This window comes from Actinomadura montaniterrae, from assembly GCF_008923365.1.
Lineage (GTDB): Bacteria > Actinomycetota > Actinomycetes > Streptosporangiales > Streptosporangiaceae > Spirillospora > Spirillospora montaniterrae.
This window is the reverse complement of sequence record NZ_WBMR01000262.1, coordinates 1-12,016: the sequence shown is the minus strand read 5'-3', so window position 1 is coordinate 12,016 and position 12,016 is coordinate 1. Positions and strand designations below refer to the sequence as shown.

Sequence of the window (12,016 nt, the reverse complement as noted above, 5' to 3'; positions counted from 1 at the left end):
CAGCCGCGGGCGGCGGCGCTCGCGGCACGGGTCGCCGGACGCCTCGGCGGCCGGACGGCCGGCGGCTACCTCGACGCGGCCGGGCGGCCCGTCGTCACGGTCGCCACCGCGGCGGACGCGGCGATGGTGCGGTCGGCGGGCGCCGTCCCGAAGATGATGCGGACGAGCCCGCGCGCCCTGGCCAGGACGACGGCCGCGCTGCGCCGGTCGATGGCGGGCACGCCCGGCACCGGATGGGCCGTCGACCCGGCGACGTCGCAGGTCGTGATGTGGGTCGACGACTCGGTGAAGGGCGCGCGGATGGCCGGTGTCGAGCGCGAGGCGGCGACCATGGGCACGGCGGTGCGGATGGTGCGCGTCCCCGGGCGGCTGCACACCCTCGCGCTCGGCGGCGACGCGATCTTCGGGGGCGGCGCGCGCTGCTCGCTGGGCTTCAACGTCCAGCGCGGCGGGCAGCCGTTCTTCCTCACCGCCGGGCACTGCGGGAACATCGTGAAGGACTGGACCGCCGACCAGGAGGGCGCGCAGGCCCTCGGCACGACGGTGCAGAGCGACTTCCCGGGCGACGACTTCGCGCTCGTCCAGGCCACGGACGCCGGGCAGAGCGCGGTCGACCTGCACGACGGCACCGCGCAGCCGATCGCGCAGGCCGCCGACGCGGTGGTCGGCCAGCAGGTCGCGCGCAGCGGCAGCACGACGGGCGTGCACACCGGGCGGGTCACGGCGGTCGGCGCCACGGTGAACTTCCCCGAGGGGACGGTCACCGGGATGATCCAGACGACCGTCTGCGCGGAGCCGGGCGACAGCGGCGGGCCGCTGTTCAGCGGGACCACGGCGCTGGGGCTGACGTCGGGCGGGTCGGGCGACTGCCAGGCGGGCGGCGTCACGTTCTTCCAGCCGGTCACCGAGGCGCTCCAGGCGTTCGGCGCGCAACTCCCCTGACGCGGGCGCGGGCGACCCGCCGGGGGCGCGCGGGCGGCGCGCGGGCGCCGCGTCACATTTCGCGGATCGGTTCCGTCATGGAGGTATCGGCACCTACACCGCCATGAGGAGATCACGATGAACGCTCGGATCGACTTCTACGGGAGCGACCTGGCCATGAAGGTCGCGAAGTACTTCAACTCCGCGGGCAAGGCCATCGCCGACTCGAGCCTTCCGGCCGCGACGCAGGAGCTGGTGCGGATCCGCGCGAGCCAGATCAACGGCTGCGGCTACTGCCTCGACATGCACACCAAGGACGCCGCGGCGGCCGGAGAGACCCAGCAGCGGATCAACCTGGTGGGCGCGTGGCGCGAGGCCACGGTCTACACCGACGCCGAGCGCGCCGCGCTGGAGCTGACCGAGGAGGGCACCCGCCTCGCCGACGGGTCCGGGGTCAGCGACGAGACCTGGGCGAACGCCGCGAAGCACTTCGACGACGAGCAGCTCGCGGCGCTGGTGGGGCTCATCGCCGTCATCAACACCTACAACCGCCTCAACGTCATCACCCGGCAGCCCGCCGGCGACTACCGGCCCGGCCAGTTCGCCTAGCACTACCGGCGGGGGCCGGACGTTCCGGGCCGACCATGCCGGGACGCCGGAACGCGCCGAAGTCCATGCCCCGCATGACCGTGATCGCCGCCGAGCCGGTCCGCGCCGCGGTCGGTGCCGGCGGCGGTCCCGGTGACGCGCCTCCCCGGAAAGGCGTTGTCGGGATACGGGCGGCTCTGGATACTTGGCGGATGATGTCCTCGCTCGTGGCATTCGTCGGCGCGGCTTTCCTGATCGCGATGGTCCCCGGCCCCAGCACCGCCGTGATCCTGCGGCGCGCGGTGATGAACGGCCGGGTCAACGGCATGGCGACCGTGCTCGGCAACGAATGCGGCGTGCTGCTGTGGGGCCTCGCCGCCGCGTTCGGCCTGTCGGCCCTGCTGCTGGCATCCCGTCTCGCCTACGACGCGATGCGGATAACGGGCGCGGTGGTCCTGGTGTACATGGGGACGCGCGCGCTGTGGAAGGCCCGGCACAAGGGCGGCGTGGACGAGGAACCCGCCCCGGCCGCGGCCGTCTCGCACGGGCGCGCGTTCCGGCAGGGCCTGATCACCAACTTCGCGAACCCGAAGGCGGGGGTGTTCGCGGTGTCGTTCCTGCCGCAGTTCGTCCCGCACGGCGCGCCGGTCCTGGCGACGCTCGTCCTGTTCTCGGTGATCTGGGCCGTGGTCGACATGATCTGGTACCTGCCGATGGTCTGGCTGGCCGGACGCGCCCGCGTGCTGCTGCAGCGCGCGTCGATCCGCCGCCGGATGGAGCAGGTCTCCGGGCTCGTCCTGCTCGGCCTGGGCATCCGCCTGGCCGCCGAGTCCTGACGCGCCGCCCGCCCTACCGGTAGCCGCGCTTGAGCAGGAACTTCGCGCCCGCCGCATAGCCCTCGGGGCTGAGCAGCTCGAACCCGAACGCGTCGGCGAGCCGGCCCGTGGTGTTGAACGCGGCGCACACCGCCAGCGCGTCCCGGACCTGCTCGGGCGTCGCGCCCGCGGCCAGCACCTCCCGGACGTCGCCGGCGCCGACCTCCCCGTCCCGCGTCAGCCTGCCGAGCATCCGCAGCGTCGCCCGCAGCGGCTCCTCGACCGGGGGCGCCTCCACGTCGGCGAGCACCGCCGCGACCCGCGGCGCGTCCCCGTACGCCTGCGCCGCGGTCGCGGTGTGCGCGCCGACGCAGAACGCGGACCCGTTCACCTTCGACACGTAGGCCGCCATCAGCTCCCGGTCGCCGACCGACCACGCGGACGGCCCGCGCATCGCCTCGTGGGTGAACTCCTTGGCGAGCGCGCCGTAGAAGTCGGGCCGGTAGAAGGTCAGCTTGGCGGCGTCCGGCAGCGGCCGGCCGGAGAAGAGCCGGACGGCGGCGAACAGCAGCCTGGCCCCGGGGCGGTAGCCGCGGTTCAGGACGTCAAGGCGCATGATCCGGTCCTTCCTCGGCGGTCGCCTCGGCCAGGGCCGCGAGCCCGGCCTCGTACATCCGCGACGACCGGCCGACCGCCGCGCACACCACCAGCTCGAACAGCTGGTCCTCGGTGCAGCCGGACGCCTTCGCCGCCGCGAGGTCCGCCTCGGTGACCTGCGCCGGGCTGTCCGCGACCTTGCCGATCAGCGCGTCCAGCGGCGGGGCGAGGCCCTCGTTGCGGAAGGCGCGCGCCCGCAGCTCCGCGGACGCCCGGCCGTCCCCGTGCAGCACGCGGTCGACCAGGGCCTGGTGCACTGCCCGTTTCCTGTCCTCATCCGGCACGGCGCCCCTCCTGTGCGGCTCGGGCCATCTCTGCCTTCACCCGATAGACGAACGGCGGCCCCCCGAATGTGACACCACCGCCACCGGATCTACCCGCCGTCCCACCAGGCACCTACCGTGAGCCGCCGATCTCCAGGACGACCTTGCCGCGCGCCCGTCCGGACAGGCTCAGCTCCGCGGCCGTACGCCAGTCCTCCAGCGGGAACGTGCGCGCCACCGGCACCGTGAACCGGCCTTCGGCCGCCAGCCGCGCGTACTCGCCGAGCACGTCGTGGCGCAGGGCCCCGGGGGCGTCGCCGAAGGCGGTGCGCACGCCCAGGTCCGCGGCGGCGGCGAAGTCGGTGATCGTCAGGACGTGCTCCGGCGCCTTGACGGTGCGCACGACCTCCGGCAACGCGCCGCTGACCGGGGCCGCGTCGAGGGCGAGGTCGACCGGCCCGCCCGCCAGCGCCGTCACGCGGTCGGCCATGCCGTCGCCGTACCCGGTGACCTCGGCGCCCGCCGCCCGCAGCGCGCCGGCGTAGGTCTCGCCGGCGGTGGCGATGACCCGCGCGCCGTCCCGCACCGCCATCTGCACCGCCGCGTACCCGACGGTGGTCCCGGCGCCGTTCACCAGCACGGTCATGCCGTCGCGGACGCCGAGCTGGTCCAGGCCCCGGCGGGCCGTCTCGACCGCCATCGGCAGCGCGGCGGCGCCGACCGCGTCCAGCCCCGGTGGGCGCGGGAACCACACGTCCAGGACCGCCTGCTCGGACGCGCCGGCCGTCGCACCGGTGAAGGGCGCCGGGCCGAGCACCGGGTCGCCGGGCTCGACGCCGGTCACGCCGTCGCCGACCGCGTCGACCGTGCCGGACACGTCGAGCCCGACGCCGCGCGGCAGGTCGCCGGCGAACAGGCCGCCGCACAGCGCCCAGTCCGCCGGGTTCAGCCCGCACGCCTCGACCGCGACGCGGACCTGGCCGGGACCGGGCACGGGCGGTTCGGCGTCGTCGAGGCGCAGGACGTCGAGCGCCGCGCCGTACTCGTGGAACCGAAGGGTGCGCATGGAACCTCCCCAAGTAGTGACAGCAGATGCTGTCGTCACCTCACGCTAGCATGTGATGACAGCATCTGCTGTCGCTATACTTCCGGGCATGGCACGCTGGGAGGGCAACACGCAGGGCCGCCTCGAACGGGCCGCGCTCGACCTGTTCGACGAGCAGGGCTACGACCGGACGACGGTCGCGCAGATCGCCCGGCGCGCGAACCTCACCGAGCGCTCCTTCTACCGCTGGTTCGCCGACAAGCGCGAAGTGCTCTTCGGCGGCGGGGACCTCCAGGAGCGCTTCCTCACCGCCATGGACGACGTCCCGCCGGGCACCGGCGCGCTGCCGACCCTGCTGGCCGCCTTCGCCACCGCCCCGGAGGTGCTCCGTCCCCGCGACTTCCTGGAGAGGCGGGCGGCGGTCATCGCCGCCAACCCGCCCCTGCGGGAGCGCGAGCTGATCAAGCTCGTCTCGCTGTCCGAGGCCCTCACCGCCGCCCTGGAGCGGCGCGGCTGCGACCCGCGGACGGCACGGCTCGCCGCCGATGCCGGCCTCGCCGTCCTGCGCCTGGCGACCGAGCGGTGGCTGGCCGACGAGGAGACCGACTTCGCCGAAGCCCTGGCCACCGGTGCGGCGGAGCTCCTCGCCGTCACCGCCGAGGCCGCCCCGCAACGCGGCTAAGGCCCGAGCGACCGCAGGAGGCGCGGCGTCCGGCGCATCGGCGCCCGTTCAGCGGCGCGACGCGTTCGCCTGCCACGAGCTTGCGTTGGAGCGCGCTCCAACTCCTACTGTCGGAAATGTGAAGACCTGGTCCATCCGTGAGGCCGCAGGCAAGTGCGGGCTGCCGCCGGACACGATGCGCTGGTACGAGAAGGCGGGCCTGGTCGGCCCCATCGAGCGGGGCCCGGACGGACGCCGCCGGTACACCGGCGCCGACATCGACCGGCTGACCCTGCTGCGCAAGCTGCGCGCGACCGGCATGCCCATCCGCGAGCTGCGGCGCTACGCCGACCTCGTCCGCTCGGGGGCCGGCGAGCCGGAGCGGTTCGACGTGCTGCGGCGGCACCGCGCGTTCGTCTCCGAAGCCCTGGCGACCCAGCGGGAGTACCTGCGGCTCCTCGACCGGAAGATCGGCATCTACCAGGCCCGCGCGCACGGGACGGCGCGGCACGGGAAAGGCGCGGAACTCGGCGGCCTGGCCGTGTCCGCCCAGGGCCTGGGCTGCATGGGGATGAGCGAGTGGCGCGGCCCCACCGACTGGGACTCCGCGACGGAGACGATCCGCCGCGCGATCGACCTCGGCGTCACGTTCCTGGACACCGCGGACGTGTACGGGGCGGGTCACAACGAGGTGCTGGTGGGCCGCGCGATCTCGGGCCGGCGCGAGCGCGTCCAGCTGGCCACCAAGTTCGGCGTGGACAGGTCGGCCGGCGCGGGCACCGCCGTCCGCCGCGGCGAGGCCGGGTACGTCAAGCGGGCCTGCGAGGCGTCGCTGCTGCGGCTGGGCGTCGACGTGATCGACCTGTACTACCTGCACCGGCCTCCGCAGACGGCCGAGATCGAGGAGACCGTCGGCGCCATGGCGGAGCTGGTCGCCGAGGGGAAGGTGCGCTTCCTCGGCCTGTCCGCGGTCGACGGCGACCTGCTGCGGCGTGCCCACGCCGTGCATCCGATCGCCGCGGTGCAGAGCGAGTACTCGCTGTGGAGCCGCGGGATCGAGGCCACCGTCCTGGACGCGATGCGCGACCTCGGCGTGGGCCTGGTGCCGTACTCACCGCTGGGCCGCGGCTACCTCACCGGCACCCTCGACTCCGGTGCCGAGGACGCCCGGCGCGGCAACCCGCGCTTCGGCCCCGTCGCCGAGCACGCCGCCGCCAACCGGGCGGTCATCGATGCGGTCCGGTCGCTGGCGGACGCGAAGGGCGCCACCCCGGCCCAGGTGGCGCTGGCCTGGGTGCATGCCCAGGCCAGGCGGCTGGGCGTGCCCGTGGTGCCGATCCCCGGCACGAAGCGGGTGGCGCGGCTGGAGGAGAACCTCGCGGCCCTGGAGCTCTCGCTCACCGACGACGACCTGGCCTTTCTCGGCTCGCTCGCCGGCACCGGGTCCTCGGCCTCCTGACGGCGAGAGCGCCCGGTAGTGCCGCCTGGGCCCGGCGGATCAGGGCTGGGCGTCGGTGAGGCGCGTCAGCAGGGTGATGAACTGGCGCCGCTGGGCGGGTGTGAGGGGCGCGAGGAACTCCTCCTGGATCCCGTCGATGACCTTGTCGAGTTCGAGGAGCCGTTCGATGCCCGCCGGGGTGATGGTGACGATGTTGCGGCGCTTGTGGGCGGGGTCGGCCGAGCGCTCGACGAGGTCGATCGATTCGAGCTTGGTCAGGGCGGCGGTGACGTCGCTGCGGTCGATGCCGGTCTTGCGGCCGAGGTCGGCCTGGCTCGCCGGTCCCCACTCCTCGAGCGCGGCGAGGAGCCGGTAGTGGTAGCTGCGCAGCCCGCCGCCGTGGGTCTCGAAACCGGCGCCGAGCAGCCCGGACGAGCGGAGGTAGGCGCGGCTGACCAGCCAGGTGGCGCGTCCTTGGAGCCGGGCCGGCGTGCGGCCGGCCTCGTGGCGGGGCATGGGCACGCGGCAAGTCTAGCTGTTGTGGGTAGTCCCAACACTCGCTATGTTGGCATGACCAATACTCATAGAGGCGCCGACCAGGGAGACCTCACCGTGAACATGCCAGCGAACGACAGGCCCGACCGCGTTCTCATCGTCGGCCGCAGCCCCGGCGTGCTCGTCGCCGCCGTCGACCTCCTGCGGGCCGGGGGCTACTCCGCGGACGCGACGAACCAGTTCGACCACGTCCTCGACGACTACGACGTCACCGGTCTCGACGTCCTGGTCTTCGGCGGCATGGTGCCCGCCGAGACCAAGCGGCGGCTGCGCGAGGACGTCCTCGAACGCAACCCCGGCGTGACGTTCGTCCAGGGGCTCGCCGGGATCGCCGGCCTCATCGCCGCCCAGGTGCGCGCCGCCACCTCAGGCGACGCCCTCGACGGCGGCGAGGTCGTCTACGACGCCGAACAGCGCTTGCTGCGAGTCACGCTCACCGATCCCGCCCCGGTCACCGTCGAGGCGTGGTGGGGCACGTCGTTCGTGCCCCCGGAACCCAAGAGCGCGTCGATGTACGTGTTCGACGACCGGCTCGACCCGGGCACCCACGTCATCCCGATTCCGGACCAGGTACCTGCCGAGGCCTCCTTCGCCGGGGTCACCGTCGGCTCGGTCACCCGCGTGTTCACCGTCGGCCCCATGCCGGCCGCCGTCACGCGGATGGCGCCGGCCTCGGCCGCCGACGACCGGCTTCCCGAGGTCGGCCGCGTCGCGACGAGCAGCGATGACCGGTAACGCGGACGACCGGGCTCCGCGGTCCGACACCGCCGGCGGCACCCTCGGCATGTCACCGGACGAAGCGGCCGCGACGGACGAAGCGGCCGCGACGGACGTCCCCGCGACGGTCGCGGATCCGCGCCGGCTCGGCGTCGCCACGTGGGTCATCGCCTTCGCGCGGTTCCTGGTCGTGCTCGACGGCACGATCATGATCGTCGCGCTGCCGAGCATCCAGGACGCGCTGAAGATCTCCCCGGCGAACCTGAACTGGGTGGTCAACGCGTACTCGCTGACGTTCGGCGGGCTGATGCTCGTCGCCGGGCGGGCCGGCGACCTGTACGGCCGCAAGCGGGTCTTCAGGGTCGGCCTGGTGCTGTTCGGAGCGGCCTCGCTGCTCGGCGGGCTGGCGCCCACCGGCGCCGCCCTGATCGGCTTCCGCGCCGTCCAGGGGATCGGGGCGGCGATCGCCACGCCCGGCGCGCTGTCGCTGCTGGTCGCCACCTTCCCCGAAGGCAGGCACCGCACCAGGGCCCTCGGCCTGTACGGCGGGATGACCGGGCTCGCCTCGGTGATGGGCCTGGTCCTCGGCGGCGTGCTGACGACCTACGTGAGCTGGCGCTGGGTACTGCTGGTGAACGTCCCGGTCATCATCGGCGTCCTGCTCGGCGTCGGCGCCCTGGACGAGGGCGGGCCCGCCGCGCGGACGAGGATCGACGTCCCGGGGGCGGTCACCGCCACCCTCGGCGCCGGCTCGCTGGTCTACGCGGTGGACCGGGTCGGCGAGCACGGGTGGAGCGACGCCGTGGTCATCGGCTTCCTGGCCGCCTCGGCCGTCCTGCTGGCCGCCTTCGCGGCCCTCCAGCGCACCGGCCGCACGCCGATGATCCCGCGCGAGGTGGTCCGCGACCGCGGCCGGGTCGGGGCGAACATCGTCACGCTGCTGATGTCGACGGGCAGCTTCGCCACGTACTACTTCCTGACCCTCTACATGCAGCAGGTGCTGGGCTACTCCGCGTTGCGGACCGGCCTGATGTACCTGCCGCTCGCCGTGGGCTTCGGCATCGCGGCCGGCGGCGTGGGCCCGCAACTGCTCGCCCGCACCTCGGAGCGGGTCGCCCTGTCGCTGGCCCTGGCGCTCGCCGCCGCGGGCACCGCCTGGTTCTGCTTCCTGACGGCGCACTCCGGCGTCTACACGGTGATGATGCCGGCGTCGCTGGTCACCGGCCTGGGGCTGGGCGCCACCGTCGTCGTCGCCACCGGGATCGGCGTCCGCGGCATCGACGGCTCCGAGGCCGGCATCGGCTCCGCGCTGCTCACCGCGGGCTCGCAGATCGGCGGCGCGCTGGGCCTGGCGGGACTGGCGACCGTCGCGGTCACGACGACCGAGCACGCGGCGAAGGGCACGCCCCTGGCGGACGCGCTCGTCCACGGCTACACGGCGGGCTTCAAGGTCGCCGTCGGCCTGTACCTGCTCGGCATCGTGGTCTCCCTGGCCACCATCACCCGCAACGCCCGTTGACTGTGGCGTGTCGCCCTTATGGACGGGGCCCCTAAGGGCGACACGGCCACGAGTCAACGGACGCGGGTCAGGGTTTCGGGGTCACGGTTTCGGGGTCACGTAGACCATGCGCTTGCCGTAGTGCTCGGTGAGCGTCCACAGCCCGCTGCGGCCCGCGTCGGAGCCCGGCCAGTACGACAGGTCCTCCGGGCCGATCGCGGTGAAGTGCGGCGGGGCGAGGGAGCGCAGCAGGCCCGTCTTCCCGTCCGGCTGCGCCGCCTGTATCAGCACCCCGGCCGACGTCTCGCCGCGGCTCTGGTTCATGAACCATTTGCCGTCGTAGCGGGCCGCGCCCTGGATGCCGTCCGCCGGCATGGCGTACGCGGTGTCGGCGTGCCAGCAGGGGATCTCCGCGTGTCCCGGCAGGTTCGAGACGCAGGTGGCGTTGAGGTCCGGCTGCCCGTTGTCGCCGTTCAGCGGCCAGGTGGCGACCCGTCCGTTGGTGTCGCTCTTGGCCGCGTCGCAGAACTCGCCGGTGACCAGGTGGTCGTTGCCGCTGCGGTCGAGGGAGACGAACGAGGTGTTCGGGGAGCTGCCGTTGCGGCACTCGTACTTGCCCGTGGCCGTGCGCGGCACCGTGTTGGTGTACGCGGCGACCTCCGGCATCACGTAGCGGTAGCCGTGCGAGTAGAACTTCCCGTCCTGCCGGCCGATCTTCGTCTTGTCGGTGATGTCGGCCTTATCGCCGGCCGACTTCAGGTCGAAGATGTAGCGCATGTCGAACACGCGCAGCCCGCGCGCCGTGTCGGCCACGTAGAGGTAGTTGCCGTACCAGGCGATGCCGCCCGCGTGCAGCGAGCCGTGGTCGCTGTCCTGCGTCGTCCGCAGGCTCATGTAGCTGGCGTTGCCGGACGCGTTGACGAACGGGTACACGAGCAGCACGTGGGCGTACTTGCCGGTGTTCGGATCGATGATCGAGATCCGGACGCCCTTGACGCAGTTCTGCTCGACCCAGACGCCGTCCTTCTTGTACTTGCACTTCTCGCCGACCGTGGCGCCGTGCTGCTGCTGGTACCAGGTGGTGACGACCGGCTGGGCGGAGCCCCAGTACTTGTCGTCCTGGGCGTCGGCGACCGTGGTGACGCCCTGCGGCGTCCACTCGTAGTTGCCGGACGCGGCGGAGTCGGCCGTGTCCCAGCAGAAGCTGTAGGTCACGTCGGGCTGGCGGCCGGTCGTGCCGTCGATGGCCTTGGCGTTGCACGCCTTGCCGTTGGCGGTGCCCCCCTGGCGCGGGGCCTCGGCCAGGATGTTCTGCACACCGAGCTTGGGGAGCTGGGCGTCGAGCTGCTTGACCCGATCCTGCAGCTCGGCCTGGTTCCAGGCGGGCCGCATGTAGTAGTTGTCCAGGCTGGGGGTGGGCGGGTCGTCGGCGTGGGCGGGGCCCGCGACGGCCGTCAGGCCGGCGGCGGCGACGGCGGTCGCCGCGCACGCGCGGGCCAGCGCCCTCAGGTGCCGTTTCATGGGAGCTCTCCTCGGGCGGTCACCTGGCCAGGGAGATGGCCAAGATCATGTACCGGGACAGCGCCAAACTGGCACACTTCATCCGTTTTGTCGCACATGGCGACGACTACGGCACGCGTTGTTCCCTGCTCGTATCGTTACAACCCCCAGCACGTCACGAAATGACAGCCTCAGGTTGCATAAAGCGATGTGACGGAGGTCACCGTCCCCGGGGTGACGGCGGGCCGGCGCGCAGGCGGCTCCGCGCGGGACTCCAAAGATCGTTTCTGTGCAGAGGGTCGCGCGAGGCGCGGACGAGGTTTACACCATTCCCACAGATTTCCGGAAATGGCCAGTCAGCTCGTTTTTCCGTTGCATTTCGGGTGTGTGATGGTTGATCCCGCTAAGCTCCAGGCCCATCGTTCTCGTCCGGCACACCGGGCCTCGCTTCTCGAGCGCACCCGCCCTGCAAGCCGCGCGGTCCCGCGGCTTCCCCCCGCCATCGGCCAGGTGCGAATCCAGCCCGGCACGCATGGCGAGACCCCCCGATCAGAGGAGCAGGCAAATGCGCGCAACTCGGCTGGCCGCGGCGGCGGTCGCCACCGGGTCCCTGGTGCTCGGGATGGCGGGTCCCGCACTCGCCGCGCCCGCGCAGGACGGCCCCAAGGCGGGACAGTTCTGCAAGAAGGCCGACATCGGCAAACAGGTCAAGCTCGCGGACGGCACGCTGCTGAAGTGCGTGCTGGAGAAGGGACAGAAGGTCCCCCACTGGGTGGACGTCACCGGCCAGCAGCCGCCGACCTCGCCGCCCACCGAGCCGAAGCCGACGTTCACGTTCGGGTTCGACAAGGTGAAGCTGTCCAGCCGGGTCGTCGCACCCGGACGGCACACCACGTTCACGGTCACCTGCCCGAGCACGGTGACCATCACCAGCAACGGCTACACCCGCAACCCCCTGCCCGTGACGAAGACCGGCAAGGCGACCTGGACCGCGACCGGCACGTTCAAGAGCAGCCTGCCCGACCCGACCGTCGCGACGGTGGTCTGCAAGGGCTTCGGGTCCGTCAAGTACAGCACGCACCCGTCGAAGACCCCCGGCAAGCCCGGCGGCGGCATGCAGCCGGCGAAGCCGAAGATCCCGAACGGCCGGATCGACACCGGTGACGGCAGCATGTACGGCCGGACGGCCGGTTCCGGCGCGCCGCTGATGGCGATCGGCTGGGGCGCGCTCGCGGCCGCCGGGCTCGGCGCCGTCGCGCTGCGGGCCCGGCGGACGGCGCGGGAGCGGTCGGACGTTGCCTGAGTCGCGAGCATCGGCCGGCCGCGGCCGGAACCGGGGGGCCGCGGTGCCCGCCGGG

General features: G+C 73.1%; 13 protein-coding genes. 8 read left to right on the top strand and 5 right to left on the bottom strand.

The annotated features are described in order from the left end of the window. From F9B16_RS44285 to F9B16_RS44275, 3 genes are all read left to right on the top strand, one after another. The coding region (locus F9B16_RS44285) for a S1 family peptidase (protein ID WP_151546266.1) at nt 1-942 on the top strand (942 nt) is incomplete at its 5' end. 117 nt (nt 943-1,059) lie between these two features. After that, entirely contained in the window at nt 1,060-1,530 is a 471-nt protein-coding gene (locus F9B16_RS44280) for a carboxymuconolactone decarboxylase family protein (RefSeq protein WP_151546265.1), read from the top strand. Between the two features lie 191 nt (nt 1,531-1,721). After that, nucleotides 1,722-2,345: a LysE family translocator gene (locus F9B16_RS44275; RefSeq protein ID WP_151546264.1), complete on the top strand. Its 624-nt coding sequence runs from the start codon at nt 1,722-1,724 to the stop codon at nt 2,343-2,345. Between the two features lie 13 nt (nt 2,346-2,358). On the opposite strand, the gene F9B16_RS44270 is transcribed toward F9B16_RS44275, so the two are convergent. From F9B16_RS44270 to F9B16_RS44260, 3 genes are all read right to left on the bottom strand, one after another. Beyond that, nucleotides 2,359-2,940 carry a carboxymuconolactone decarboxylase family protein gene (locus tag F9B16_RS44270; RefSeq protein ID WP_151546263.1) on the bottom strand — a complete coding sequence of 194 codons (582 nt, stop codon included), beginning with the start codon at nt 2,938-2,940 and terminating at the stop codon, nt 2,359-2,361. Then, entirely contained in the window at nt 2,930-3,265 is a 336-nt protein-coding gene (locus F9B16_RS44265) for a hypothetical protein (protein WP_151546262.1), read from the bottom strand. The genes F9B16_RS44270 and F9B16_RS44265 overlap by 11 nt, the downstream gene beginning before the upstream one ends. A gap of 112 nt (nt 3,266-3,377) precedes the next feature. After that, entirely contained in the window at nt 3,378-4,310 is a 933-nt protein-coding gene (locus F9B16_RS44260; RefSeq protein WP_151546261.1) for an NADP-dependent oxidoreductase, read from the bottom strand. An 88-nt stretch (nt 4,311-4,398) separates the two neighbouring features. Between F9B16_RS44260 and F9B16_RS44255 the strand changes: the two genes are divergently transcribed. Further along, nucleotides 4,399-4,971, top strand: a complete 573-nt coding sequence (locus tag F9B16_RS44255; RefSeq protein WP_151546260.1) for a TetR/AcrR family transcriptional regulator — start codon at nt 4,399-4,401, stop codon at nt 4,969-4,971. Between the two features lie 118 nt (nt 4,972-5,089). Continuing rightward, nucleotides 5,090-6,409, top strand: a complete 1,320-nt coding sequence (locus F9B16_RS44250) for an aldo/keto reductase (RefSeq protein ID WP_151546259.1) — start codon at nt 5,090-5,092, stop codon at nt 6,407-6,409. Nucleotides 6,410-6,448: 39 nt separating this feature from the next. On the opposite strand, the gene F9B16_RS44245 is transcribed toward F9B16_RS44250, so the two are convergent. Further along, entirely contained in the window at nt 6,449-6,904 is a 456-nt protein-coding gene (locus F9B16_RS44245) for a MarR family winged helix-turn-helix transcriptional regulator (protein WP_151546268.1), read from the bottom strand. 96 nt (nt 6,905-7,000) lie between these two features. Between F9B16_RS44245 and F9B16_RS44240 the strand changes: the two genes are divergently transcribed. After that, nucleotides 7,001-7,678 (top strand): hypothetical protein, encoded by a 678-nt coding sequence (locus F9B16_RS44240; RefSeq protein WP_225992487.1) that lies wholly within the window; start codon nt 7,001-7,003, stop codon nt 7,676-7,678. Further along, on the top strand, nt 7,668-9,179 hold the full coding sequence (locus F9B16_RS44235) for an MFS transporter (RefSeq protein ID WP_151546258.1): 1,512 nt from the start codon (nt 7,668-7,670) through the stop codon (nt 9,177-9,179). The genes F9B16_RS44240 and F9B16_RS44235 overlap by 11 nt, the downstream gene beginning before the upstream one ends. A gap of 81 nt (nt 9,180-9,260) precedes the next feature. Here the strand turns inward: F9B16_RS44235 and F9B16_RS44230 are convergent, their stop codons facing one another. Further along, a complete protein-coding gene (locus F9B16_RS44230) occupies nt 9,261-10,679 on the bottom strand; it encodes a hypothetical protein (protein ID WP_151546257.1) in 1,419 nt (472 codons plus the stop codon). A 544-nt stretch (nt 10,680-11,223) separates the two neighbouring features. On the opposite strand from F9B16_RS44230, the gene F9B16_RS44225 reads away from it, so the two are divergent. Next, complete coding sequence (locus F9B16_RS44225; RefSeq protein ID WP_151546256.1) at nt 11,224-11,961, top strand: hypothetical protein; 738 nt, start codon at nt 11,224-11,226, stop codon at nt 11,959-11,961. The last annotated feature ends 55 nt before the right edge of the window (nt 11,962-12,016 follow it).

Excerpts from the sequence above, each read along its gene's own strand:
- F9B16_RS44280 (WP_151546265.1), top strand. The coding sequence starts at position 1,060 with ATGAACGCTCGGATCGACTTCTACGGGAGCGACCTGGCCATGAAGGTC.
- F9B16_RS44275 (WP_151546264.1), top strand. The coding sequence starts at position 1,722 with ATGATGTCCTCGCTCGTGGCATTCGTCGGCGCGGCTTTCCTGATCGCG.
- F9B16_RS44270 (WP_151546263.1), bottom strand. The coding sequence starts at position 2,940 with ATGCGCCTTGACGTCCTGAACCGCGGCTACCGCCCCGGGGCCAGGCTG.
- F9B16_RS44260 (WP_151546261.1), bottom strand. The coding sequence starts at position 4,310 with ATGCGCACCCTTCGGTTCCACGAGTACGGCGCGGCGCTCGACGTCCTG.
- F9B16_RS44255 (WP_151546260.1), top strand. The coding sequence starts at position 4,399 with ATGGCACGCTGGGAGGGCAACACGCAGGGCCGCCTCGAACGGGCCGCG.
- F9B16_RS44245 (WP_151546268.1), bottom strand. The coding sequence starts at position 6,904 with ATGCCCCGCCACGAGGCCGGCCGCACGCCGGCCCGGCTCCAAGGACGC.
- F9B16_RS44235 (WP_151546258.1), top strand. The coding sequence starts at position 7,668 with ATGACCGGTAACGCGGACGACCGGGCTCCGCGGTCCGACACCGCCGGC.
- F9B16_RS44230 (WP_151546257.1), bottom strand. The coding sequence starts at position 10,679 with ATGAAACGGCACCTGAGGGCGCTGGCCCGCGCGTGCGCGGCGACCGCC.
- F9B16_RS44225 (WP_151546256.1), top strand. The coding sequence starts at position 11,224 with ATGCGCGCAACTCGGCTGGCCGCGGCGGCGGTCGCCACCGGGTCCCTG.